General features: G+C 68.5%; 24 protein-coding genes. 9 read left to right on the top strand and 15 right to left on the bottom strand.

From position 1 onward, the window contains the following. Nucleotides 1–1,080 carry a DUF6402 family protein gene (locus R1Z03_RS01965; protein ID WP_317356393.1) on the bottom strand — a complete coding sequence of 360 codons (1,080 nt, stop codon included), beginning with the start codon at nucleotides 1,078–1,080 and terminating at the stop codon, nucleotides 1–3. On the opposite strand from R1Z03_RS01965, the gene R1Z03_RS01970 reads away from it, so the two are divergent. Further along, nucleotides 1,079–3,601, top strand: a complete 2,523-nt coding sequence (locus R1Z03_RS01970; RefSeq protein ID WP_317356396.1) for an FtsX-like permease family protein — start codon at nucleotides 1,079–1,081, stop codon at nucleotides 3,599–3,601. The genes R1Z03_RS01965 and R1Z03_RS01970 overlap by 2 nt on opposite strands. A 37-nt stretch (nucleotides 3,602–3,638) precedes the next feature. Here the strand turns inward: R1Z03_RS01970 and R1Z03_RS01975 are convergent, their stop codons facing one another. From R1Z03_RS01975 to R1Z03_RS01995, 5 genes are all read right to left on the bottom strand, one after another. Next, on the bottom strand, nucleotides 3,639–4,382 hold the full coding sequence (locus R1Z03_RS01975; protein WP_284429319.1) for an amino acid ABC transporter ATP-binding protein: 744 nt from the start codon (nucleotides 4,380–4,382) through the stop codon (nucleotides 3,639–3,641). Beyond that, nucleotides 4,379–5,092, bottom strand: coding sequence for an amino acid ABC transporter permease (locus R1Z03_RS01980; RefSeq protein ID WP_317356401.1), 714 nt, complete (start codon nucleotides 5,090–5,092; stop codon nucleotides 4,379–4,381). Before R1Z03_RS01980 ends, R1Z03_RS01975 begins: the two co-directional genes overlap by 4 nt. Nucleotides 5,093–5,267: 175 nt before the next feature. Then, nucleotides 5,268–5,969 carry an amino acid ABC transporter permease gene (locus tag R1Z03_RS01985; RefSeq protein ID WP_317356404.1) on the bottom strand — a complete coding sequence of 234 codons (702 nt, stop codon included), beginning with the start codon at nucleotides 5,967–5,969 and terminating at the stop codon, nucleotides 5,268–5,270. 153 nt (nucleotides 5,970–6,122) lie between these two features. Beyond that, nucleotides 6,123–6,950: an ABC transporter substrate-binding protein gene (locus R1Z03_RS01990; protein WP_284429316.1), complete on the bottom strand. Its 828-nt coding sequence runs from the start codon at nucleotides 6,948–6,950 to the stop codon at nucleotides 6,123–6,125. Between the two features lie 162 nt (nucleotides 6,951–7,112). Beyond that, the gene (locus R1Z03_RS01995) at nucleotides 7,113–8,012 is read right to left on the bottom strand and encodes a LysR family transcriptional regulator (RefSeq protein ID WP_284393505.1); all 900 of its coding nucleotides are present in this window, start codon (nucleotides 8,010–8,012) and stop codon (nucleotides 7,113–7,115) included. Nucleotides 8,013–8,181: 169 nt separating this feature from the next. Here R1Z03_RS01995 and R1Z03_RS02000 point away from each other — a divergent pair, with 169 nt between their 5' ends. The 4 genes from R1Z03_RS02000 to R1Z03_RS02015 all read left to right on the top strand — a co-directional run bounded on the left by R1Z03_RS02000 (nucleotide 8,182) and on the right by R1Z03_RS02015 (nucleotide 12,944). After that, nucleotides 8,182–9,717 (top strand): MFS transporter, encoded by a 1,536-nt coding sequence (locus tag R1Z03_RS02000; protein WP_317356410.1) that lies wholly within the window; start codon nucleotides 8,182–8,184, stop codon nucleotides 9,715–9,717. A 23-nt stretch (nucleotides 9,718–9,740) separates the two neighbouring features. After that, entirely contained in the window at nucleotides 9,741–10,157 is a 417-nt protein-coding gene (locus R1Z03_RS02005; protein ID WP_317356411.1) for a group II truncated hemoglobin, read from the top strand. 119 nt (nucleotides 10,158–10,276) lie between these two features. After that, the gene (locus tag R1Z03_RS02010; protein ID WP_317356414.1) at nucleotides 10,277–10,750 is read left to right on the top strand and encodes a RidA family protein; all 474 of its coding nucleotides are present in this window, start codon (nucleotides 10,277–10,279) and stop codon (nucleotides 10,748–10,750) included. 127 nt (nucleotides 10,751–10,877) lie between these two features. Beyond that, the gene (locus tag R1Z03_RS02015; RefSeq protein ID WP_317356416.1) at nucleotides 10,878–12,944 is read left to right on the top strand and encodes a bifunctional 2',3'-cyclic-nucleotide 2'-phosphodiesterase/3'-nucleotidase; all 2,067 of its coding nucleotides are present in this window, start codon (nucleotides 10,878–10,880) and stop codon (nucleotides 12,942–12,944) included. A gap of 113 nt (nucleotides 12,945–13,057) precedes the next feature. Here R1Z03_RS02015 and R1Z03_RS02020 read toward each other — a convergent pair whose 3' ends face one another. Continuing rightward, the gene (locus R1Z03_RS02020; RefSeq protein ID WP_317356418.1) at nucleotides 13,058–13,705 is read right to left on the bottom strand and encodes a PepSY domain-containing protein; all 648 of its coding nucleotides are present in this window, start codon (nucleotides 13,703–13,705) and stop codon (nucleotides 13,058–13,060) included. 123 nt (nucleotides 13,706–13,828) lie between these two features. Here R1Z03_RS02020 and R1Z03_RS02025 point away from each other — a divergent pair, with 123 nt between their 5' ends. Genes R1Z03_RS02025 through R1Z03_RS02035 form a run of 3 tightly spaced genes read left to right on the top strand, consistent with a single transcriptional unit; the run spans nucleotide 13,829 to nucleotide 16,763 of the window. Beyond that, nucleotides 13,829–14,560 (top strand): PepSY domain-containing protein, encoded by a 732-nt coding sequence (locus R1Z03_RS02025; RefSeq protein WP_317356421.1) that lies wholly within the window; start codon nucleotides 13,829–13,831, stop codon nucleotides 14,558–14,560. Then, nucleotides 14,560–15,234 (top strand): response regulator transcription factor, encoded by a 675-nt coding sequence (locus R1Z03_RS02030; protein WP_317356424.1) that lies wholly within the window; start codon nucleotides 14,560–14,562, stop codon nucleotides 15,232–15,234. The genes R1Z03_RS02025 and R1Z03_RS02030 overlap by 1 nt, the downstream gene beginning before the upstream one ends. Beyond that, a complete protein-coding gene (locus R1Z03_RS02035; RefSeq protein ID WP_317356427.1) occupies nucleotides 15,234–16,763 on the top strand; it encodes a sensor histidine kinase in 1,530 nt (509 codons plus the stop codon). Before R1Z03_RS02030 ends, R1Z03_RS02035 begins: the two co-directional genes overlap by 1 nt. Nucleotides 16,764–16,815: 52 nt before the next feature. On the opposite strand, the gene R1Z03_RS02040 is transcribed toward R1Z03_RS02035, so the two are convergent. The 4 genes from R1Z03_RS02040 to R1Z03_RS02055 form a co-directional block, all read right to left on the bottom strand. Beyond that, complete coding sequence (locus R1Z03_RS02040; protein WP_284393529.1) at nucleotides 16,816–17,463, bottom strand: Smr/MutS family protein; 648 nt, start codon at nucleotides 17,461–17,463, stop codon at nucleotides 16,816–16,818. A 99-nt stretch (nucleotides 17,464–17,562) separates the two neighbouring features. Further along, a complete protein-coding gene (locus R1Z03_RS02045; protein ID WP_317356434.1) occupies nucleotides 17,563–17,964 on the bottom strand; it encodes a cupin domain-containing protein in 402 nt (133 codons plus the stop codon). 43 nt (nucleotides 17,965–18,007) lie between these two features. Then, nucleotides 18,008–18,868 (bottom strand): AraC family transcriptional regulator, encoded by an 861-nt coding sequence (locus R1Z03_RS02050; protein WP_317356437.1) that lies wholly within the window; start codon nucleotides 18,866–18,868, stop codon nucleotides 18,008–18,010. After that, nucleotides 18,865–20,085 (bottom strand): esterase-like activity of phytase family protein, encoded by a 1,221-nt coding sequence (locus tag R1Z03_RS02055; protein ID WP_317356440.1) that lies wholly within the window; start codon nucleotides 20,083–20,085, stop codon nucleotides 18,865–18,867. The genes R1Z03_RS02050 and R1Z03_RS02055 overlap by 4 nt, the downstream gene beginning before the upstream one ends. 190 nt (nucleotides 20,086–20,275) lie before the next feature. Between R1Z03_RS02055 and R1Z03_RS02060 the strand changes: the two genes are divergently transcribed. Then, the gene (locus R1Z03_RS02060) at nucleotides 20,276–20,782 is read left to right on the top strand and encodes a hypothetical protein (RefSeq protein ID WP_317356442.1); all 507 of its coding nucleotides are present in this window, start codon (nucleotides 20,276–20,278) and stop codon (nucleotides 20,780–20,782) included. Between the two features lie 41 nt (nucleotides 20,783–20,823). On the opposite strand, the gene R1Z03_RS02065 is transcribed toward R1Z03_RS02060, so the two are convergent. From R1Z03_RS02065 to R1Z03_RS02080, 4 genes are all read right to left on the bottom strand, one after another. Next, the gene (locus R1Z03_RS02065; protein WP_317356444.1) at nucleotides 20,824–21,384 is read right to left on the bottom strand and encodes a hypothetical protein; all 561 of its coding nucleotides are present in this window, start codon (nucleotides 21,382–21,384) and stop codon (nucleotides 20,824–20,826) included. Nucleotides 21,385–21,467: 83 nt separating this feature from the next. Beyond that, nucleotides 21,468–21,965: a hypothetical protein gene (locus tag R1Z03_RS02070; protein WP_317356446.1), complete on the bottom strand. Its 498-nt coding sequence runs from the start codon at nucleotides 21,963–21,965 to the stop codon at nucleotides 21,468–21,470. A gap of 130 nt (nucleotides 21,966–22,095) precedes the next feature. Continuing rightward, nucleotides 22,096–22,593, bottom strand: coding sequence for a hypothetical protein (locus R1Z03_RS02075; protein WP_317356449.1), 498 nt, complete (start codon nucleotides 22,591–22,593; stop codon nucleotides 22,096–22,098). 28 nt (nucleotides 22,594–22,621) lie between these two features. Next, nucleotides 22,622–23,560: a hypothetical protein gene (locus R1Z03_RS02080; RefSeq protein ID WP_317356452.1), complete on the bottom strand. Its 939-nt coding sequence runs from the start codon at nucleotides 23,558–23,560 to the stop codon at nucleotides 22,622–22,624. Nucleotides 23,561–23,622 lie beyond the last annotated feature (62 nt).

Here is a 23,622-nt window from a genome sequence, read left to right on the forward strand (position 1 = left end):
TCAGGGAACTTTGAAAAACCACGTGATTGGAGCACTCAACTTTTCCCAATGGACGTTTGAGAAAATCAGAAAATCGCCCCCGCGTTGATGGACCGCCCGCCACCGGCGAAAGCTTGCATTTTCTACCATCGCTAAGCGAGGCATGGGAGCCATTCCCACCTCGTCTGTGCTCCAGTTGCCAAGAGGTTGATCTTCTGTGAAGTCATAGCAGTCCCGGATGTAAAAGCCCAGACTATGAATGTCAATTTGGTGCGTGAATGGACCGAGTTGCTGGTGCAGTGGCGTCACGATCCCTTCTGCGGCAGCGTGCAAGGTGAACGCGCCCAGTGCGCAGTAAAGATCGTCAATCGGGTCCGTTAACTTCTCGAATCCATTGCTGCTGACGACGCGGGAGTTCAGGTGTGCAGTCTCATGCAAATCGACCGTCGGCAGGCCCGAGCCGAAAACCATGGGGTGTGTTCCCAGCTTGCCAGCCCGCTGCAATCTGCCAAAAAGTCTGTCTTGAGAAGCAACAAGGCTTTTTGCCAAGAGTTGTCCTTGGATGGCGCGCTTGAGTTCCTCCAACTTTTCATGAGTTCTTCCGAACGATAGGGCCCAGGACATGGGGACTGTCGTTGTGTCCAAATAGTGTGCGCTTACCGTCCGATGATCCAACTGGCTTTGTGAGGGGTCTTTCCATGCAGGGGGCATTGCAAATGCCGGGTGGGTGAACCATCGCTTCATCAGCGCTGCGCCGACGCGAAAACCGTTTCTCTCCATTGCATAGGGCAAATCGACCAACTGCAAATTCCGAAGGCACTGCGCCGCTGGGTAACTCGCGTCCAAAGCGATTCGGTCGCCAACGGCGCGGCTGAGGCTCAACGCGGTTTCATTCCAACCCATTGATAACTCCCTTTTTGATCTTGATTGGTTGCCAGAAGGTTGCGGATGAGTCACGTTCTGGCGGCGCGGATCATAAGGCGTCATCGGGGTCTTCTTCCCCATCCATCCACCCTGGGCGCTGCGAAATTCCAAATCCCCCTCGCCCTGAGCCCCTTCCCACCCGAAGCCCAACCCATTTGCGCTAACGTCGCTCCCCATGAATCTGTCCTTCTTCCGAATTGGCTGGCGCACGCTGTGGCGCGATCTGCGGGCTGGCGAATTGCGCCTTCTCATCGTGGCGGTCACGCTGGCCGTGGCGGCCCTCACTTCGGTGGGGTTCTTTGCCGATCGGTTGCAGGGCGGGTTGCAGCGCGATGCGCTGCAGCTGCTGGGCGGCGATGTGGTGGTGGCCAGCGACAACCCCACGCCGGCGGCGTTCGTCGAACGGGCGAAGGCCGCGGGCCTGTCCACGGTCACGACGCTGGGCTTTCCCACCATGGGCCGCGCGAGCGATGCGCAGGGCGGCGCCAGCCGGCTGGTGGCGCTCAAAAGCGTGGAGCCGGGCTACCCGCTGCGTGGCAGCCTGCAGGTGGCGGATGCGCCGGGTGCACCCGCGCGGGCCACGCGCGACATTCCGGCGCCCGGCGAAGTGTGGGTGGATGCGCCGGTGCTGGGCTCGCTGGGCCTGCAGATGGGCGATTCGCTGCTGCTGGGCGACGCGCAGTTGCGCATTGCCCGCATCATCGCCATCGAGCCCGACCGGGGCGCGGGCTTCATGAGCTTTGCGCCGCGCGTCATGGTCAATGCGCTGGACCTGCCCGCCACCGGGCTGGTGCAGCCGGCCAGCCGGCTCACCTACCGCTTTGCCGTGGCGGGCGAGGCGCGGGCGGTCCAGCAGTTCGGCGACTGGGCGGCTGAGGCGGTGAAGGCGCCCGAGGTGCACGGCGTGCGCGTGGAGTCGCTGGACAGCGGCCGCCCCGAGATGCGCCAGACGCTGGACCGGGCGCAGAAATTCCTCAACCTCGTGGCGCTGCTCGCGGCGCTGCTGTCGGCGGTGGCCGTGGCGCTGGCGGCGCGCGGCTTTGCCAACGAGCACCTCGATGCCGCCGCGCTGCTGCGCGTGCTAGGCCAGAGCCAGCGCACCATCGCGGGCGGTTACGTGGTCGAGTTCGCGCTGATCGGGCTGTTCGCCAGCGCACTGGGTGTGCTGCTGGGCTACGCGGTGCACCACGTGTTCGTGCTGTTGCTGGCGGGGCTGGTGGAAACGGCGCTGCCCGCGCCCAGCCTGTGGCCGGTGGCGTTCGGCCTCGGGATGGGCCTCACGCTGATGTTCGCCTTCGGGCTGCCGCCGGTGCTGCAACTGTCGCAGGTGCCGCCGTTGCGCGTGATCCGGCGCGACCTGGGCGGCCTGAAACCCGCCTCGCTGGCGGTGCTGGGCGTGGGCGTGGCCGGGTTCGCCGCGCTGCTGCTGGCGGTCAGCAGCGACCTGAAGCTGGGACTGATCGCCGTGGGCGGTTTCGCGGGGGCGGTGCTGCTGTTCGCCGGGCTGGCCTGGGGCGCGGTGAAGCTGCTGCGCCGCAGCGTGAACGAGGCCACGGCCCCGCGCTGGCTGGTGCTGGCCACGCGGCAGATCTCGGCCCGGCCGGTGTATGCGGTGGTGCAGGTCAGCAGCCTCGCGGTGGGGCTGCTGGCGCTGGTGCTGCTGGTGCTGCTGCGCACCGACCTTGTCGAAAGCTGGCAGCGCTCCACCCCGGCCGATGCGCCCAACCGCTTCGTGATCAACGTCATGCCCGACCAGTCGGAGGCTTTTCAGAAAGCGCTGCGCGACGGCGGCGTGTCGCAGTACGACTGGTACCCGATGATCCGCGGCCGGCTGGTGGCCATCAACGGGCGCGAGGTGGGCCCGGCCGACTACACCGACGACCGCGCCAAGCGCCTGGTCGACCGCGAGTTCAACCTGTCGAACGCCGAGCAGGCGCCCACCCACAACCCGGTGGTGGCCGGCCGTTGGACGCCGGGCGAGAAGGATGCGGTGAGCGTGGAGGACGGCATCGCCGAGACGCTGGGCCTGAAGCTCGGCGACACGCTGCGCTTTGACATCGGCGGGGTGGTCAGCGAGGCGCGCATCACCAGCCTGCGCAAGGTGGACTGGGGCTCGCTGCGCGCCAACTTCTTCGTGATGTACACGGTGGGCCAGCTGCCGCCCGAGCTGCCGGTGACCTATCTGGCGGCCTACCGCGCGCCGGCCACGCCGGGCTTCGACAACACGCTGGTGCGGGCGTTTCCCAACATCACCAACGTGGACATGAGCGCCACGCTGGCCCAGGTGCAGGGCGTGCTCGCGCAGGTGATCCGCGCGGTGGAGTTTCTCTTCGGCTTCACGCTGGCCGCAGGGCTGGTGGTGCTGTTCGCCGCCGTGACGGCCACGCGCGAGGAGCGGGCGCGCGAGTTCGCCATCATGCGGGCCGTGGGCGCGCGCGCCAGCCTGCTGCGCCAGGTGCAGCGGGCCGAACTGGCCGGCGTGGGGCTGCTGGCGGGCTTTCTCGCCAGCGGGGTGGCGGTGGCGGTGGGCTGGGCGCTGGCGCGCTACGTGTTCGACTTCGCCTGGACGGCCACGCCGTGGGTGCCGATCATCGGCGCACTGGCCGGGGCCGTGCTGGCGTTGGCCGCGGGATGGTGGGGCCTGCGCGATGTGCTGCGCCGCCCGGTGGTGGAGACGCTGCGCCGCGCGGCGGAGTAGCGCAAAAGAGCCTGAACAACGCAGCGCAGCGGCGCCGCTATGCCGCCCGCGCGAACGGCGTGCGGATGTCCGACAGGAACTGCTGCGCTCGCGGGTGCTGCGGGCGGCCGAAGAAGTCGGCCGGCGTGGCGCGCTCCAGCACGCGGCCTTCGTCCATGAAGAGCACGCGGTCGGCCACCTCGCGGGCAAAGCCCATCTCGTGCGTTACGCAGACCATGGTCATGCCGCCCTCGGCCAGGTCGCGCATGGCCACCAGCACCTCGCCCACCATCTCGGGGTCCAGCGCGCTGGTGGGCTCGTCGAACAGCATGAGCGGCGGCTCCATGGCCAGGGCGCGGGCGATGGCCACGCGCTGCTGCTGGCCGCCCGAGAGTTCGCTGGGCCAGGCCTGGGCCTTGTGCGCCAGGCCCACGCGGTCCAGCAGGGCCAGGGCCCGCTGCTCGGCCGCCTGGCGCGACAGGCCACGCAACTGGATGGGGGCCAGCGTGCAGTTGTGCAGCACCGACAGGTGCGGAAACAGGTTGAACTGCTGGAACACGAAGCCGATGCGCGAGCGCAGCGCGTTCACGTCCACGCCCGGCCCGTGGATGGGCTGCCCGTCGATCAGGATGCGCCCGCCCTGGATGGGTTCGAGCCGGTTGAGCGTGCGGATCAGCGTGGACTTGCCCGAGCCCGAAGGCCCGCACACCACGACCACCTCGCCCTGGGCGATGGTTTCGGTCACGTCCACCAGGGCGTGGTAGCTGCCGTACCACTTGTTCACGCCGTGCAGTTCGATCATGTCGTTCGGAGTCCGGAAGAAGAGGAGGGGGCCGCGCGCCGCGCCAGCCGGCGCTCCAGCGCGTACGCCAGGCGCGACAGGCCGAAGCACAGCACGAAGTAGGTCAGGCCCAGGATGCCGAACACTTCGGCCGGCCGGATGAAGACCTGGGTGTTGATCTGCGTGGCGATGAAGGCCACCTCCGTGAGCCCGATGATGTAGCCCAGCGAGGTCTCCTTGATGGTGACGACGAACTGGTTCACCAGCGAAGGCAGCATGTTGCGCAGCGCCTGCGGCAGCACCACCCGGCGCATGGCGCGGGGGTACGACAGGCCCAGGGCGCGGGCGCATTCCATCTGCCCGCGCGGCAGGCCCCGGATGCCGGCGCGCACGATCTCGGCCAGGTAGGCCGCGTTGAACACCACGAGCGCGACCAGCATGGTGGTGAACTGGTCGGTCTTCACCCCCGTCACGCTGGGCAGGAAGAAATAGGCCCAGAACACCACCATCAGCAGCGGCGTGCCGCGCACCACGAAGACGACGGCCGTGACCGGCCAGCGCACCGAGCGCCACGGGCTCACGCGCGCCAGGCCGAACAGCACGCCCAGCGGCAGCGCCAGCAACAGGGCGCCCGCCGCCAGCAGCAGCGTGAGCGCCAGGCCGCCCAGCGGGCCATTGGGGTACTGGCCGACCAGGAAGTACAGCCAGTAGGTATCGATCAGTTCCAGCATGTGTGCCTATCCGTTGTTCACTGCGCTGCGCATTACCTGCGGCGCATCAAACTGGCGCTGCCAAAGCCAGTGCCCCCGTGCAAGGGCCGCCCCGCCGCACTGGGGGCGTCCCCCTCCCGACTCGCGCAGCGAGAGGAGAGAGAGGGGGAAGGCGCGAAGCGACTCAGGGGGTGTTTCATCCAACCGTCCGCACGGGGTAGCGATGGTGGTACCAGCTCGCCAGGCCCGTGATGAGCAGCGACACCGTGAGGTAGGCGGCGCTCGCGAAGGCGAACGCCTCGATGCTGCGGAACGTGGCGCTTTCCACCTTGGCCGCTTGGTACATGAGTTCGCCCACGCCGATCACGGTGGCGATGGAGGTGTTTTTCCAGAGGTTCAGTGCCTGCGAGATGAGCGGCGGCACGGTCACGCGCAGCGCCTGCGGCAGCACCACGCGCCGCATGGCGGCAAGGAACCCCAGGCCCAGTGCGCGCCCCGCCTCCATCTGCACCGTGGGCACCGCGCGGATGCCGCTGCGGATGTCCTCGGCCATGAAAGCCGCGGTGTACAGCGACAGCGCGACGACGGCCGCGGCCGCCTCGGCATGGCCGCTGTCGTACAGCCACTGCTTCGCGGCCTCGGGCAGCAGCTCGGGCGCGCCGAAGTACCAGAACAGCAGGTGCGCCAGCAGCGGCACGTTGCGCATGCCCTCCACGAAGGCGAAGCCGGCCCAGCGCAGGGGCGCCACCGGCGCCAGGCGCAGGAGCGCCACGACCAGGGCCAGGGGCAGGGCCAGCACCAGCGAGACGGCCAGCAGCTGCAGCGACAGCAGCAGGCCGCCCACCATCATGAGGTGGTACTTGCCGCTCAGCAGCAAGGAGTAGTCAAACAAGGGCATGCACGCCAGTCATTCGGAAAACGCCGCACGCGGGGCATGCGGGCGCGGCGGCCTGCCACCAGGGTGCTGGCAGCGGCGCGGCCCGCATGCGCCAATGGCATGCCCGCCGCCCGTGCGCTGCCCCCGGCGGCCATGCCGCCATGGGTGCGTCCATCAGCCGTCGATCTTGTCCGATTCGAACTTGAAGGGGCGGGTGGTGAATTGGATCTTGGTGCCGGGGCCGTACCACTTGAAGAAGATCTTCTCGGCCTCGCCGGATTTCTCCAGCTCGCGCAGCGTGTCGTCCACAATGGATTTCACGGCGGTCTCGCCCTTCTTGATGCCCAGCGCCAGCGGCTCCACGCTCAGGTTGGTGGGCAGGATGGCGTAGTCCTTGTTGCGTGGGCCCAGCTTGCCGAAGTCGTCGATCAACGAGGATTCGTCGTTCACGTAGCCCACGCCCTTGCCCTGCTGCAGCGCGAGAAACGCCTGCTGCGTCGTCTCGAACGTCACCACCTCCACGGTGGGCACGGCCTTGCGCACGTTGGGCTCCTGCGTGCCGCCCTTGACCGTCACCACGCGCTTGCCGGCCAGGTCCGCCACGTCCTGGATGCCGCTGGCCTTCTTGACCAGCACCTTCTGGCCGGTGACGAAGGTGGTCAGCGAGAAATCGATCTGCGCCTCGCGCTCCTTGTTGTGGGTGAGCGATGCGGCCAGGATGTCCACGTGGCCCTGCTGCAGTTCGGGAATGCGTGCGGCCACGGCCAGTTGCTTGAACACGGGCTTGACGCCGATCTTCCTGGCGATCGCCTTGCCCAGGTCCACGTCGTAGCCGATCAGCTCGCGCGTCTTGGGGTCGATGAAGCTGTTGGGTTCGTCGGTGCCCAGCACGCCGACGACCAGCTCGCCCTTCTTTTTGATGTCGGCCAGCTGGTCGGCGTGGGCCACGCCCGATACGGCGAACGCGGCGGCGACCAGGGATGCGATGAAGCGGATGCGCATGGTGTTCTTTCTCTCTCTCCGGTGGATGAAGCCCGAAGGCTATGCCTGCCGCGGCCCGGGATGAACGTCGCTTTTTTCATAATCAAACTCGCCGAACGCGCTTGGCACGGCGGCGGTTTCCGTGCGGCAGCCCGGCGCGCCCGGGATGCCCGGCACCCGGGGTCAATCCGGCGTGGGTGCGGGCGCCGCCTGGAACAGCCGCTCGCCGATGAAGTCCACGAACGCCCGCACCTTGGGCGACAGCTGCCGGCTCGACGGCCACAGCGCCGAGAACTGCCCCGTGTGCACCAGGTGCGTGGCCAGCACCTGCCGCAGTTCGCCCCGCTCGATAGCGTCGCGCGCCAGGAAGTCCGGCATGTACGCCACGCCCATGCCGGCGATGGCCGCACCGCGCATGGCCTCCATGTTGTTGCACACCAGCTCGGTGGGCAGCGGCTGCGGCAGGCCGGGCAGCACCCAGTCGTGCAGCTTGCCGCCGCTGGGAAAGCGAAAGATCAGGCAGGCGTGCTGCGCCAGATCGGCCGGCACCTGGGGCGTGCCGCGCCGCGCCAGGTACTGCGGCGAGGCCACCAGCACGAAGCGGAACGGCCCCAGCCGGCGTGCGACGAGGCCCGAGTCGGGCAGATCGCCGCTGCGGATGACCACGTCCAGGCCTTCCTCCACCACATCCACCAGGCGGTCGTTGAAGTCCAGCTCCAGTTCCACGTCGGGGTAGAGGGCCTTGAACTCGGGCAGCACCGGCAGCAGAAAGCGGTAGCCGATGACCGGCAGGCTCACCCGCAGGCGCCCGCGCGGGGCCTGCACGGCCGCCTGCATCATCGCGCGGGCGTCCTGCAGCTCATCCAGGATGCGGCGGCAGCGCTCGTGAAAGAGCGCGCCCTCCTGCGTGAGGCGCACCTGGCGCGTGGTGCGCTGGAACAGCCGCAGGCCGAGCTGCTGCTCCAGCCGCGCGATGTTCTTGCCCACGGCCGAGGCCGAGATGCCGAGCGCGCGCCCGGCCTGCGCGAAGCTCGACAGATCGGCTGCGCGCACAAACGATTCGAGGCCGCTGAAGCTGTCCATGGTGGGGTGGGAGTGGGGTGAATGGGTTCGGATTGCCAACCCAAGGTTGTTTGTCTGGGGATGTGGGGGCCTATTTTCATCGCATTGCATCGCTTTTATCGTTCATGGGCGTTGGTGGCCTGGGGTCGCCGGCGCCCTTGTCCACTGCCTGAAAGCCGCTGTCCCCGCCATGTCCTCGACCCAACATCCTGCCCGCGCCCCGAAGCCGGCATTCCCCGTGTCCCTTCAACTCCTGGCCGTGTGCCTGGCCGCGCTGGCCATGCCCTTGAGCTTCACCGGCCCGGCCGTGGCCCTGCCCGCGTTGCGCGATGCACTGGGCGGCAGCCCCGTGCAACTGGCCTGGGTCACCAACGCCTTCATGCTGAGCTTCGGCGCCACGCTGATGGCCTGCGGCGCGCTGGCCGATGCCTTTGGGCGCAAGCGGGTCTTTCTGTGCGGCGTGGGCGTGGTGGCGCTCAGCGCGGTCGGGCTGGCGTGTGCCGGCGGCATCGTGGCCTTCAACCTGTGGCGGGCGCTGCAGGGCGTGGGCGCCGCAGCCGCGCTGGCCGGGGGCACGTCGGCCCTGGCGCAGGCGGTGCAGGGCCCGGCGCGCACGCGGGCCTTCAGCTGGGTGGGCACCGCCTTCGGCGTGGGGCTGGCCTTCGGACCGCTGCTGGCCGGGTGGCTGCTGGGGCACGGCGGCTGGCGGGCCGTGGCGCTCAGCGTGGCCGGGGTGGCGCTGGCCGCGGGCGCGGCCGGTGCGCGGTTCCTGCAGGATTCGCGCGACCCGGGCGCGGCCGGCGTGGACTGGCCGGGTGCGGTCCGCTTCACGGCGGCACTGGCCCTGCTGACGCTGGGCGTGCTGCAGGCCCCCGAGAGCGGCTGGGCCAGCCTGCCCGTGGTGGCGGCGCTGGCGGGCGCTGCGGCCATGGCGACGGCCTTCGTGCGCACCGAGCGCCGCGTTCGGCACCCCATGCTCGACCTGTCGCTGTTCCGCTACCCGCGCTTCGTGGGCGTGCAACTGCTGGCGGCGGCGCCGGCCTACGCCTATGTGGTGCTGCTGGTGCTGCTGCCGGTGCGTTTCATCGGCATCGAGGGCCTGAGCGCGATGGCGGCAGGGCAGCTGATGCTGGCCCTGTCGGCGGCCATGCTGTGCGTGCCGCTGATGGCGGGGTGGCTCGCGCGCTGGTGGTCGGCGGCGGCGTTGTCCTCCGGGGGCCTCGCCGTGTGCGCGGTGGGGTTGTGGTGGCTGAGCGATTGCGCGCCGGGCTCGCCGGCGGCGGTGCTGGCCGGGCCCCTGCTGCTGATCGGCGTGGGCATCGGCCTGCCGTGGGGGTTGATGGACGGGCTGGCCGTGAGCGTGGTGCCGCCCGAGCGCGCGGGCATGGCCACCGGCCTCTTCAACACCGTTCGCGTGGCGGGCGAGGGACTCGCGCTGGCCCTGGTAGGCGCCGGGCTGGTGGCGCTGCTGGCCCTGCAGTGGCCGCAGGTGCCGGTGGGCGATGCGGCGCGCGCCGCCCAATCCCTCGTGGCGGGGGACCTGTCCCGCGCCCGGGCGCTGCTGCCCCAGCTCTCGCAGGCCGAACTGCTGCAGGGCTACGGCCACGCCTTCGCCGCCTTGCTGCGCGTGCTGGCCGGCGTGACCGTGTTCACGGCGGTGGCGGTGTTCGCCTGCCTGCGGGTGGGCGGCGCACGCGGGACGGCGCTTTCTACAATCGAGGGCTAGTTGTCTTCCCCCCGCCCGCTTCCATGTCCACACCCGAATCCCCGCCCGCGCCTGCCCCGGCCACCACGCCTTTCGAATGGATCGGCGGCGAAGAGAAAGTCCGCATGCTGGTGGACCGCTTCTACGACCTCATGGACCTGGAGCCCGGCTACGCCGAGCTGCGCGCCGCGCACGGCAGCACCCTGGCGGATGCGCGCGACAAGCTGTTCTGGTTCCTGTGCGGCTGGCTCGGCGGGCCGGACCATTACCAGAGCCGCTTCGGCCACCCGCGCCTGCGCGCGCGGCACCTGCCGTTCTCGATCGGCATCAAGGAACGCGACCAGTGGGTCGCGTGCATGGACCAGGCCATGGGCGAGACCGGGGTGCCCGCTGAGCTGCGCACCCGGTTGCGCGAGAGCTTCATGGGCACGGCCGACTGGATGCGCAACCGCGGCGGATGACGCGGCGGCCCATGGATCGTTCGCTATTGATTTAATAGCAATATGCCCTAGTACCCATTGTGCTGGGGGCACTTTTTGTTTCAACTCCCTCCACCGTCCCACACCCGAGGAAAGATTCCATGTCCTGCGATGCACGGTTCGAACAACAGGCGCTGGCCCTGGGCCACCGCTTCGATGGCGAGATCAAGATCGGCGGCAACTACGTGCCGCTGGTGCGCGACGGCCGGCAGATCTACCTGAGCGGCCAGATCCCGCGCGTGGGCGACACCGTGGTGGTCACCGGCGCCGTGGGCGCGCAGGTGCCCCTGGAGCGCGCGCAGCATGCCGCCCAGGTGTGCGTGATGCGCGCCCTGGCGCTGCTGCAGCGCAGCCTGGGTACGCTGGATGCGGTGCGCGCCGTGCCGCGCATCACGGTGTACGTGCAGTCCGCGCCCGGCTTCACGCAGCAAAGCGAGGTGGCCGATGCGGCCTCGCAGGTGCTCTTTCATGTGCTGGGGCCGGTGGCCGGGGCGCACACGCGCACCTCGGTCGGCGTGCTGCAGCTGCCCAAGAACGCCTCGGTGGAGGTGGACCTGATCGCGTCGGCGGACTGAAGGCGCGCAGGCCGGCGAGGAGCAGGGCCCGGGCGGGTCGGTGACTGCGGGCGGGCCACGGCCGCGTCACGCCAGTGTCAAACGGGTTCGTGACACTCTCGCCTTTACCCACCACCCAGGCCATTGCATGCTGGACACCCTCCCACGCCAAGACCTCTCGCCGGCCACCCGCCGGACCGCCCTCACCGCATTCACCGTGATCGCTGCCGCCAGCCTGCTGGCCGCCTGCGGCGGCAGCGACAACGACGGCAACAACAACGCCGGCGCCACCGCCACGCTGGCCGTGCTGGAGACGACCGACCTGCACTTCAACGTGCGCAGCTACGACTACTTCAAGCTCGCCGAAGACAAGAGCTATGGCTTTGAGCGCACCGCCACGCTGGTGCGCCAGGCGCGCAAGGAGTTCGCCAACACGCTGCTGGTCGACAACGGCGACACCATCCAGGGCACGGCGCTGGCCGACTACGAGGCCGTGGTCAAGGCCATTCCCTGCACCCAGCAGCTGTCCATGTACAAGGCCATGGGCGCTTTGGGCTTCGATGCAGGCACGCTGGGCAACCACGAGTTCAACTACGGCCTGCCGTTCCTCAACCAGGTGCTGGGCGGCGGCATGGAGGTCGATGGCGTCGATGCCGCGCAAAAATGCGCCGGCGCCGGCTACCCCGCCGTGCTGGCCAACGTGTACAGCAGCAAGACGAAGAAGCCGCTGGTGCAGCCCTACACCATCCTGGAGCGCACGCTGGTCTCCAAGGGCGCGGACGGCAAGGAGGTCAAGCTGCCCATCAAGGTGGGCGTGATCGGCTTCACCACCCCCGGCATCATGAACTGGGACAAGCGCTACCTCGAAGGCAAGGTCTACACCGAAGGCGCGGTCGAAGCCGCGCAGAAATACGTGCCCGAGCTGCGCGCCAAGGGCGCCGACATCGTCGTGGCCCTGCTGCACGGCGGGCTCGATGCGGGCGCCTACTCGGCCACCATGGAGAACCCGGGCCTGTACCTGTCCAAGGTCGCCGGCATCGACGCCATGGTCATGGGCCACCAGCACAGCGTGTTCCCTGACACCGCCGCGACGCCGGCCTATTCGCAAGCCGGCGTGGACAACAAGGCCGGCACCATCAACGGCGTGCCCGCCGTGATGGCCAGTTCGTGGGGCAAGGCGCTGGGCGTGATCCAGCTGGCCCTGCAATGGGACGGCAAGGCCTGGACCGTGAACAAGACCGCCACCAAGAGCGAGCTGCGCAACATCCAGGGCAAGAACGCCGCGGGCGCCACGGTGTATGTCGATGCCGACCCCACCGTCGCCCCCCTGATCGAGACGCAGCACCAGGCCGCCATCGCCTACGTGAAGACGCCCATCGGCAGCACCGACTTCCGCATGAGCACGCTGTTCGCCGACGTGGGCGACCCCGGCGCGATCCAGATCGTGAACCAGGCCCAGCGCGATTACGTGGCCGCCTACGTGGCCGCCAACCTGCCGCAGTACGCGCAGCTGCCCGTGCTGTCGGTGAGTGCGCCGTTCAAGTCGGGCTTCCAGGGCGGGGCCGACTACACCGACGTGGCCACGGGGCCGCTGGCGATCTACAACGCCGCCGACCTGTACCTGTACCCCAACACCGTGTACGCGGTGAAGGTGAACGGCGCCGACATCCAGGGCTGGCTGGAGGCCGCGGCCAAGCGCTTCAACCAGATCGACCCGGCCAAGACCGCCGAGCAGCCGCTCATCAGCACCTTCCCCGGCTACAACTTCGACATGTTCACCACGGCCGACGTGCAGTACGAGATCGACGTGACGCAGCCCACCGGCCGCCGCATCAAGAACCTGACCTACAAGGGCCAGCCCATCAATGCGGCGCAGGAGTTCGTGATCGCCACCAACAACTACCGCGCCACCAGCGGCAAGAGCTTCATCGACAAGCTGGACGGCTCGGGCACGATCTGGGCCTCGCCGGACGCCAACCGCGACGTGGTGATCGACTATATCCGCAAGAACGCCAACGTGACCCGTGCCGCCAACGGCGCGGCCAAGAGCTGGCGCTTCACCAAGGTGGCCACGGCCGGCCCGGTGGTGTTCAGCTCCGGCGCCAATGCGCTGCCCGTGGCCCAGGCCGCGGGCCTGGCCAACGTCACGCTCATGGCGGCGGACGACGGCTCGGGCAAGGGCACGTCCAAGTACCGGCTGGACCTGTCGAAGTAACCGGCCGCGTGCCAGCGGCAAAGGCTGGCCAGTAACGCCCAACCAAACACCGGGCCCCGGCATGCACATGCATGCCGGGGCCCGGTGCTTTTTCCAGGGCCGTGCGGGCGCCTTTAGTCGTCCAGCCGTTCGCTGATCACCTTGCCGGTGGTGGGCTCCACGCGCAGTTCCATGTTCAGACCGGCCATGTTGGTGGCTTCGGCTTCCCAGTAGCCGTCTTCGTACTCGATGCCGCGCACGCGGGTGTAGCCGACCTGCTCCAGGGCCTGGCGCACCTGGTCGGCGCTCAGCACCGGCTGGTTGTTGACCGTGCCGCCGCTGCGGCCCACCTGGCTCAGCACCTCCAGCGTCACCGGGTGCAGCACGAACTCCACCTTCTCGCCCTGGTTGGCGGACTGGCGCGCCTTGGCTTCCCAGAAGCCATCGTCCAATTCCACGTCGTACACGAATTGGTAGCCCTTGGCGCGCAGCGCCTGCGATACCTGGTCCACACTGGGCAGCGTTTTGCCGATGTCGCTCTTGCGCACGGTGGTGAGGCTGCCGTCCGCGTCATTGACCAGCACGTCCACGCGCAGGCCGTCGAGGGCGACCGCGTCGGCAGACCAGTAGCCGTACCGCTTTTGCAGGTCTTGCGGCGCGACGTACTGGTGCTGGGTGATCACGTTGGCGGCTTCCTGGGCCGTCAGCGCCCAGGCCATGGAAGGCAGGGCGGATGCGGCGGCAGCGGCGGCGACGGCCAGGGTCAGAACGGTTTTTTTCATGGTGCTTTTCCTTTCGGTGTTGCAAGGTGGCGAGAACTGGGAGGCAGTGTGCGCAACCGCTGCTAAACCTTTCGTGAAGCGTCCGTTCACGTGCCGTTTAACGGCGCCGGCAATAATCCCGCGATGAAAAAATGGACCCGGAGCGTGCTTTTGCGTGCCGCCGTCGCGGCGGTGGCGCTCGCGTGCGTGCAGGCGCCCGCGGCCGAGCAGGACGCGGCGCGGCGCGGCGTGCTCAACGGCCAGCTCAAGCCCCTGAACAGCATCGTTGCGGACATCAGCCGCCAGTACGCGGGCCGCGTCATCGAGGTGGAAAGCAAGCGCGGGCGCAAGGGCGAGCCGCGCTACGAAATCACCCTCATCGACGCCCGGGGCAACAAGCAGGAAGTGCTGGTGGATGCCGCCACCGGCGCCGTGGTGGCGCAGGAGCGCGAGTGGCCCACGCAGCCCGTCCCGCTGGCGCAGATGGCCCGGTACGTCAAGCAGCTGGAGCAGCGGTACGGCGCGCGCGTCGTGAACGCCGAGTTCGAGCGCGATGCGCAGGGCAAGGCGGTCTACGAGGTCAAGCTGTCCGACAAGCCCGCCGTGGAGATGAAGCTGCTCATGGATGTGAACACGGGCGAGGTCCTGCATCGACCGGAGGCGGCCGCTGCACCGGCGCCCCTGAAATCCATGGACGTGGTGCTGGAGTCGCTGCGCCCGCGCTTCTCGGGCCTGGTGCTGGAGGTGGAGCTGGAGAGCGATCACCGCCACCGCGCGTACTACAGCGTCGAGCTGCAGCAGCCCAACGGCTTCAAGCTGGAGCTGGAGGTCGACGCCGTGACCCTGGAAGTGACGCGGCGAAAGGCGGGTGACTGATGCGCATCCTGGTCGTGGAAGACGACGCGGCGCTTGCCGCGCAACTGCGCGCCGCGCTGGAGGCCGCGGGCTTTGCCGTGGATGTGGAGCATGACGGCGAAGCCGCCTCCTTCGCCGGCAGCGCCGAGGCCTACAGCGCGGCCGTGCTGGACCTGGGCCTGCCTCGCAAGGATGGCCTGAGCGTGCTGCACGACTGGCGCGGCGCGGGCCGCAACTGGCCGGTGCTGGTGCTCACGGCCCGCAACCGCTGGAGCGACAAGGTCGCGGGATTCAACGCCGGAGCGGACGACTATCTCACCAAGCCGTTCCTGATGGACGAAGTGGTGCTGCGCCTGCGGGCCATGCTGCGCCGCACGGCCGGGTCGGCCGCCGCCGTGCTGCAGGCCGGGCCGCTGGAGTACGACGTGGTGCGGGGCCGCTTCTCGCTGCAGGGCCAGAGCCTGCAGCTCACCGCGCAGGAGCACAAGATCCTGGCCTACTTCATGCACCACCCGGGCAAGCTGCTCACGCGCAGCGACATCGGCGAACACGTGTACGCGCGTGACCTCGACCCGGACTCCAACACCATCGACGTGCTGATCGGCCGCATCCGCCGCAAGCTCGGCGGCGCGCCGCAACTGGTCACCGAACGCGGCCAGGGCTTTCGCCTGCTGCTGCCCGAGGTGCCGGGCTGATGGGCTCGCCAGGCCCGGCGATGGCGCCCGGCGGCATCGACCCGCTGCCTGCACCGGACACGCCGCCCGCGCCGGCCTCGCCGGCCCCGCCGGCGCGCGGTCTGTCCGCATGGGCGCTGGCGCTGGCCCAGTGGCCCATGGCCACGCGCATCGCGTTGCTCGCACTGGTCCCCATGCTGCTATTGGTGGTCTCCGGGGGCCTGTGGCTGCGCGGGCAGATGCACCAGAGCCTGCTGGGGGGCTTCGAGCAGGTGCTGCGCGAGAAGGCCCAGCGCGTGGGCGTGCGGCTGCAGCAGAGACCCAATGGCGAACTGCGCGAAGCCACCGGCGGGGCGGACGAATTCAGCGCCATCTACGCCGGGTGGTACTGGCGCGCCCAGGCGGGTGGCCAGGTGCTGCGTTCGCGCTCGCTGTGGGACATGGACCGCCTGCCCACCGCCCCCGAGCCTTTGCGGGGCTCGGCCCTGCTGCACCTGGCGACCGGGCCGCTGCAGGAGCCGCTGCTGTCGCTGACGCTGCCGATCCCCCTGGGCCAGCCGCCCACCCCGGTGGCGCTCACGGTCTACGGCCCCGCCGCCCAGTTGCAGACCAGCATGCGCCAGATCGACCACACCCTGGTGGTGGCCGGGCTGGTGCTGATGGTGCTCGCCGGGGGCCTGGCCTGGCTGCAGGTGCGGGTGGGGCTGGCGCCGCTTCGGCGCCTCGAAGCGCTGCTGGCCGCCCTGCGCGCGCCGCAGGGCGACGGGCCCGATGTGGCCGCGCACCTGGCCGCGCCCACGGGGCGCGACCTGCAGCCCCTTCAGAGCGAGCTGGCCGGCCTGCTGGCGCACAACGCGCATGTCGTGGCCCGCGCCCGCGCCCACGCGGTGGACCTCAACCACGCCCTCAAGAAACCCCTGGCCCTGCTCAGTGCCCAGGCCAGCGCGCACCCCCAGGTGCCCAGCGGCGAGGTGCGCCAGCAGGTCGAGGCGATGGCCCAGCTGGTGGACCGCTACCAGGCCCGCACCTTGAGCGATGCGCTGCACGCCCACCCCGGCGCCGCGGGGCAGGCGGTGGACGTGCGCGACTGCCTGTCGCAGGTCGTGCGGATGATGCAACGCCTGCATGCCGCGCAGGAACTGGACTGGGCGCTGGACGACCGCACCGCGGGCCGCCTGCTGTGGCGCGGCGAGCAGGCCGACCTGCAGGAGGTGCTGGGCAACCTGCTGGACAACGCAGGCAAGTGGGCCGCCTCGCGGGTGCGGCTGACCCTGTCGCGGCAGGAGGGCGCCGATCGCCCGGGCCTGCGCCTGGACATCGAAGACGATGGCCCCGGCATGACCGCCGAGCAATTGCAGGCCGCCGGGCAACGAGGCGTGCGGTTCGACGAATCCGTGCAGGGCAGCGGGCTGGGCCTGGCCATCGCGAGCCAGATCGCCCAGGCCTACGGCGGGCAGTTGCAGCTGGACAAAAGCGAGGCCCTTCGGGGCCTGCGCGTGCGGCTGGAGCTGCGGGGGCTGGTGCGGGCAGAGCACCGTCCGGCGGGTTGACGCGGCCGCTGCGGTGGCGGTGGCAGGCAGTGCACCGCCCGCCCTTCAAAACTCAATGCCGCTGCACCGGCTGCAGCAGCACCACGAGTGCCCCCGCGCCGCCCTCGGCCGGTCGGGCCTGCACGAAGGCCAGCACCTCTTTCTTTTGTACCAGCCAGCTTTGTACGCGGCCTTTCAGCACCGGCGTCTTGCCGGGCGAGCCCAGGCCCTTGCCGTGCACCACGCGCACGCAGCGCAGGCCGGTGCGGTGCGCCAGTCGGATGAACTCGCCCAACGCCTCGCGGGCCTCGTCGGTGCGCAGGCCGTGCAGGTCCAGCTGCCGCTGGATGCTCCAGTGGCCTGCGCGCAGGCGGCGCGTCACCTCGGGGCCGATGCCGCTGCGGCGGTAGCTCATCTGGTCATCCACGTCCAGCAAGGTCGTCACGTCGAACTCGTCGCTGATGGACTCCATCAGCACGCGTTCTTCGTCCAGCTCGCGCTGCACGGGCAGCGGCTCCACCGGCTCGGGCAGGTGCCAGCGCCGGTCGTGCTGCCCGCGCAGGGCCTGCACCGGGCCCACCGCGGTCTCGAACAGCATCAGCTCGGCGCGCGCACGGCGCGCGGCCTCCAGCCGCTCGCGCTGCAGCCGCGCCTCGCGCTCGGCCGCCTCCGCCAGGGCCTGGCGCAGTGGCTGGAGATCCTGGAAGGACTTCACTTTCATGCGCCGGTTGTACCCGAAGTGCGGCCGCCGCCCCGGCGTGGGCGGCAGTGCCCCGGGATCGCCGCGGGCCATGCCGCGACGGCGCCGGGGCCGGACCCGTTACACCCACCGATCGTTCGGTGCGGTGCGCTCGTCCCCGCTGTCGCCCGTGTTCACCACGCCGCGCGGCTCCACCAGCAGCAGCCAGACCTCGCCCAGCGCGCAGGGCAGGTGCTCGGTGTCCCGGGGCACGACGAACATCTCGCCGGCATTCAGCTCCACGTCGCCGTCGCGCAGCTCGATGCGCAGCCGCCCCTGCACCACGATGAACGCCTCGTCGGTGTCCGCGTGGCGGTGCCAGATGAACTCGCCGTCGATGCGCGCCAGCTTGAACTGGTAGCCGTTCATCTCGGCGACCACGCGGGGCTGCCACAGCGCATCGATCAGTGAGAACTTGTGCGCGAAATTGATCGGCGCATGGCCGGCGCGGGCCGGTGGCGTGGGGGTGTGGGCGTGTTGCATGCGGGGCGCTTTCTGTCAATGGAAAGCGCCCAGATTAGGCAACTCAGGCCCCCGTGTCTTGCACGATCGTGCACGCGACGGCCGGGCCGGCCTGCATGCGCAGCCAGCGGGCCGGCGGCAGCCCGAAGGCCTGGGTGAACCGCCGCGTCATGTGGCTCTGGTCGAAAAAGCCCGCCGCATCGGCCGCCTGCGCCGCGCCCAGGCCCTGGCGCATCAGCGTGCGCGCCAGGTCCAGGCGCCTCAGCGTCAGGTAGCGGTAGGGGCTGGTGCCGAACAGCGCCCGGAAGTCGCGCGACAGGCGCCAGCGGTCCTGGCCGCTGGCGCGCTCCAGGTCGGCCAGCGTCACCGGGCTCGCGGCGTGCAGGTGGTCGTGCAGGAACTGGCGCGCACGCTCGGCGGCGGCCCCATCGCACACCCGCCGGCCACCCGGCATGCCGGCCGCCGCGCACAGGCCCTGGGCCAGGTCGAACAGCGCGTCCTGCTCCTGCAGCGGGTCGAGCGGACCGTCCATGCGCTGCAGCAGCGTCTGGATGGGCGCCGCGAGCCGCGGGTCGTCGCTGATGCCGCCGGCCACGAAGGGCAGCGGCCGCCCGCCCAGCATGGGCTGCAGCAGCGCGGGCGGCAGGTACACCATGCGGTAGCGAAAGCCGTCGCCCGTGCCGGCATGGCCGTCGTGCAGCTCATCGGGGTGCAGCACGATGCTCTGCCCCGGCAGGCTGTGGCGGCCCGCGCGCTGGTAGCGAAAACTCTGCACGCCCGCCAGCGTGCGGCCGAGGGCATACGTGTCGTGCCGGTGCGGCGCATACCCGTGGCCCTGGAAGTACGCCTCGATGCAGGGCATGCGGTCCGCGTCGCCCGCCTGCACCACCCAATCCCGGCGCGTGGGCAGCCCGTTGGCGGTCATGGCGCTGGCATTGCCGATGGCACCGCCGCCGGGCCCCGGTATTCCGCCGCGATGAACTGCGTGGCCTGCGCGGGGTTGAAGTTGTCGTCGCTCACGAACACGATCACCCGCCCGCCCCCGGCCAGCGGCGGGCCCCAGGCCATGCCCTCCAGGTTGTCCAGCGGGCCCACGCCCAGGTGGTCCAGGTCGGCCACCAGCGTCTTCGGCACGGCGGTGTGGTTGCTGTGCGCGCCCTGGGTATCCAGCGCGTCCAGCGCGAGCGTGTCACTGCCCGCGCGCGTGTCGATGCGGTACAGCCGCGCGGAAAAGCCCGCCCCCGCGCTGTAGCTGCGCTCCAGCACCAGCAGGTGGTGCGGCCCGTCCGCGAGCACCTCGCTCACCCCGTTCAATTGCGGGCCCCACGGGATGCGCCGGGTGTGCGGCACCGCGTCCGGCACATAGGCGATCTGCCGCAACGGCCGGCCGGTGGCCACGTCCATCGCCGTGATGCGCAGCGGCCCGCCCGGGGCCTTGGGCGTGGGGCGCGGGCCGTCCTGGACCCAGGCCGTTTCCATGGCCAGCCAAGCCGTGCGGCCATCCGGCGACAGCGCCAGCCCTTCCAGCGTCGCGTTGGCGCGCGGCCCGCGCCGGAAGTCGGGCACACGCCCGAACGCCGCGGGCAAGGGCAGTTCGCGCACCCACGCGCCATCGGCCCGGTGTTCGCGCCACTGCGCGCCGAAGCCACGCGCGAAGTCGCCCTCGCTGGTCCACAAAAAAGTGTGCCCGCCCGGCAGCCAGCGCACCGCTTCGGCATCGGGCACGTCCACATCGGGCGCGGCGTGCCGCGGCGCAGGGTAGGGCGCGCCATTGGCCTGGCGCAGCGGTGCGGTGCCGGTGATCGCGGGGGTCTCCAGGTGCGTGGCGGTGTAGCGCAGCGTGGCGGTGTAGATGCGCGCGGGTTGCAGGGCCGAGCGGTCGTCGCTGATGAGCAGCCAGCGGTCGTGCGCCGGGTCGTAGTCGATGCCCGAGATGCCGCCGAAGGTCGTGCCCAGCACCTCGGTGCCGGGGGCGATGGCGGCGGTGCCGATCAGGCGCAGCGCGGCCGGCGCGGTGGCTTCCGGCTCAAGGCCCTGCCGCGCGCCCGTGCAGGCCACCACCAGCACGGCCGATCCCGCAAGGCCGGCAACCCACCCTCCCCAAGGGCGTTTTCTCGAAGGCTTCCGGCGGGTGTCTGGCATGGCGCGCAGTGTAGGTGCGCCGGGGGCAGGCCCGGCTGCGAGCCAATCCATCGCAGGCACTTGCCGGCAAAAAAGGGCGCCAAAAAACCACCATTTAAAACAGAACATGGTGGTACAGTTATGGCCGGCGTCTGGCTTTGGCTGGGCCCCAGCGAGCCTTTTCCTCCATCCCACAACCGACCCATTGGCCATGAACACCTCCCTTAAAACCTTGTCTCTCCTGTCCACCCTGCTGGCCGCCGCCGCGCTGTTGTCCGCGTGCGGCGGGGGCAGCGATTCCCTGGACGAACGCGCAGCGTCGCTCACCGTGACCAACGCCTCGGTCAGCGGCCTGGACGGCTCGTACGGCAACGGAAACATCAACGCCAGCGAGGTCACCAAAATTGCCGCCAACGGCACGGCCCCCGAGCTGTGCAGCTTCACCTTCGACGGCGCCGACCGGGTGGGCGGTGACGGCACGGCCTCCGGCACGGTGCGCTACGCCACCAATGCCGATGCGCTCTACCGGCTGGTCCTGAACGTGCGCGGGCGGGAGTTCGCCACCGCCAATGGCGATGGCGACGACACCGACGTGCACCACAGCCGCGACTACATCGAGATCGTCAACAAGCGGCTGACGGCCACGGACGGCACGAGCGACACGCTGCGCGTGACCGGGCTGCTCACCCTGCGTGGAAATCGGCCGGCGGGGTGCTGAGCGGATGCGGCGGTCGCTCGCCCGCAGGGTGCGTTCCTTGTCTACCTGGAAGCGCCGGGAGTGACGGCCGAGCGGGCCTGTTCCTTGACCCATTCGATGGTCTGGCCTTTGACGCACCACTGCGTGTCGAGCACCCAGTCGTTGGACCACTTGTTGGGGTTGCCCCGCAGGATGTTGCAGGGGTAGTAGCCCAGGCTCGGCATGAAGAAATGTTGGGCGATGCCCGTGATGGGAACCAGCCACATGCCAACGAATCCGCCCAGCATCACGATGATCATGGCTTGTTCGACCGGCTTGACGATGCGTTCATTCAAGGGAATGGCGCGCATGCCGCCCACGACCATCCCCAGAATCAATAACGCTGCCAAGAACGGGCTCACTAGCATGCCCGGTGTAACTTGCACTGCGGGCGCGCGGTATGCGATATCCAAGATGGTCGGCACCATGATTTCTGCCGTCATCCAGAAGCAGCCTGCAATCGCTGCCGAAAAAAGAGGAATGATCCAAAGCAACCCCTTGCGGAGTTTTTGAACGGCGAACATTGTTGGATCGATGGTGCGCACGTCGCGCGCACGCTTTCGGCGTGGTCGTATATCGGACATGAATCGGTCTTCAGCGCAATCAGTGTGCTGGCATAGCGCTATTTAATTAATAGCAAAAAGGCGGAATGTTGCAGCGATCGCCTCTATGGCTTGCCGGGATGACGGGCTATGCGCGCTTGCTCGTTCACCCACTCCAGGCTCTTGCCTTTGGCGCACCAAGCAGGGTCGCGCACCCAGTCCGTGAACCACATAGTGGGGTGGCCCTCTAGTTCCGAACACATCGAGTAACCGATGCCGGGCATGTAAAAGCGTTGGATGACCGAGGTGGCCGGGATTAGGAACATGGCCACGACTCCACCTAAGACTGCTGCCTGGAATGCGCGCTCGAAAGGCTTGATCGCGTGGTCACTCACGGGAACCGCTCGCAGGCATCCCACGATGATTCCCAGCAAGGAGAATGCCGCGCAAAACGGCGCAACCCAAACCCCGGGCGTGATTCGAACAGCGGAAGCGCGATTCACAACATTCACAATGGCCGTCACCAGGATGTCTGCTGTCATCCAAAGACAACCTGCCGCGAGCCCTAAAAAAAGCGGGATGCCCCAGATGAGCGCCCGGCGAATTTTTTTCACATCAAACATATTTTTGATTTTTAGGCGCGGCTGGAACCTCAGGAACTGAATCCGGAAAAATAAGCTGGTAGCGCAGTCAGTGCGCTGGCCTGTAGCTATTTAATTAATAGCAAGTGAACTGGTGTGGTAGCGGTCGCACCTATGGCGTGCCTGGGGGAGCGGTCGCGCCGGCCTGCTCGTTCACCCATTCCAGGCTCTTGCCTTTGACGCACCAGGCTGGATTACGCACCCAGTCTGTAAACCAAAACGTGGGGTTGTCTTTCAACTCGGCGCACATCGAGTACCCGTTGCGGGGCATATAGACGCGTTGGAGCACAGACGTCACGGGTATCAAGACCATTGCGACTACACACACCCCGACAGCGGCAATGAATGCACGTTCGAAGCGCTTGACGTTCCTGGCGTTCAAAGGAACGGCCCGGGTGCTTGCAACCAGAATCCCCAGGATGCAGGCGATGCCGACAAAAGGGATCAATTGGAGCGAAGGCGCAATACGGACCACCGGCGCTTTGGATGTGATTGCCTCTATGGTGGGCAGGATTTCGTGGACTGTCAGCAAGTAGGCGCCGGCAATTAACCCCAAATACAGCGGCACGCCCCATATCAGGCTCTTTCGGATTTGCTGAATGTCGTTCATTAGATCGTGTTCCGGTCAACAGGCATCGCTAGTATCTGCCGCAGGAGATTCGGCAAAGCCAGTCCCGCACGCTGCGGTCGATGGCACGCCCTGCCTCCACCTTTTTTTGCTCGATGGCATTGCGCAGATCGTCCTGCCAAGACTGGGTTTTAGTGTCTATGTAGTACATGCCCTGCGCCGTCTCTTCCGGGAGCATTTTGAGGGCAGTGATCACTTGGTCTTTGATGCTGTAGCGGCGGTCCAGTACATTCAGGCCGATGCCAGTGGCGAGTGCAACCACCGCCATAAAACCGAGAGGAACGACCGCAACCGCAGTCATCGAAGTGCCTACAAACGCAGCCGCGCCATAGGCCACCAGGGCGCCAAGCCCTCCCTTGACGGCTTCTACGCCGATGCCGCCCACCAGGTCGTACATGGTCTTCTCGTCGTTGAACATGAAGTCCATCACCTCAAGTCCTGTGGAGACCACCACGCCCAGAATAAAACCGCCCTTGGCAATCCCCTGCAAACTCTTCATCCCCAATCCGAGCTGCAGCATCTTCGGATTGGTCGCCAGATACCGCGTTCCCTGCAGGGCACTGCTGCGCTGGGCCGAGTACCCCTTGATGATGATGTACGTGCCCGTTGCCGTGGTCTTGATGTAGCTGCCGATGCCGGCCATGCCGATGGCGTTCAGCGTCTTTGTGATGGCAAGCATGTCATTGGCCCCCTGCGCTACGGGCCCGACCCACGGCTCGCTGGCATTCGGGCTGAATTCTTTCTGCCAGTACTGCCCGAACGTGGACTGCGACAGCATCTTGCGCAGGTTGAATTCCAGGGCGGCATTGCGCCTGGCCTTGTCCTGCAGGATGCTCATGTACTGGCCCTGCGTCAGCACCAGCACGTCCACCTGGTTCCTGTCCATGGACTGGGCCAGGGTCTGTCCGTAGCCGACGTTGAAGAACGTGGCCGCGAGTTCTGCGCTCATTCAATCCCCCCTTCGAGATCGCGTTTTTATTGGGGGCGAATGCTAATCGGAAAAAGCGAAAA

The organism is Acidovorax sp. BLS4 (assembly GCF_032929295.1).
In the GTDB taxonomy this organism is placed as follows: domain Bacteria; phylum Pseudomonadota; class Gammaproteobacteria; order Burkholderiales; family Burkholderiaceae_C; genus Paracidovorax.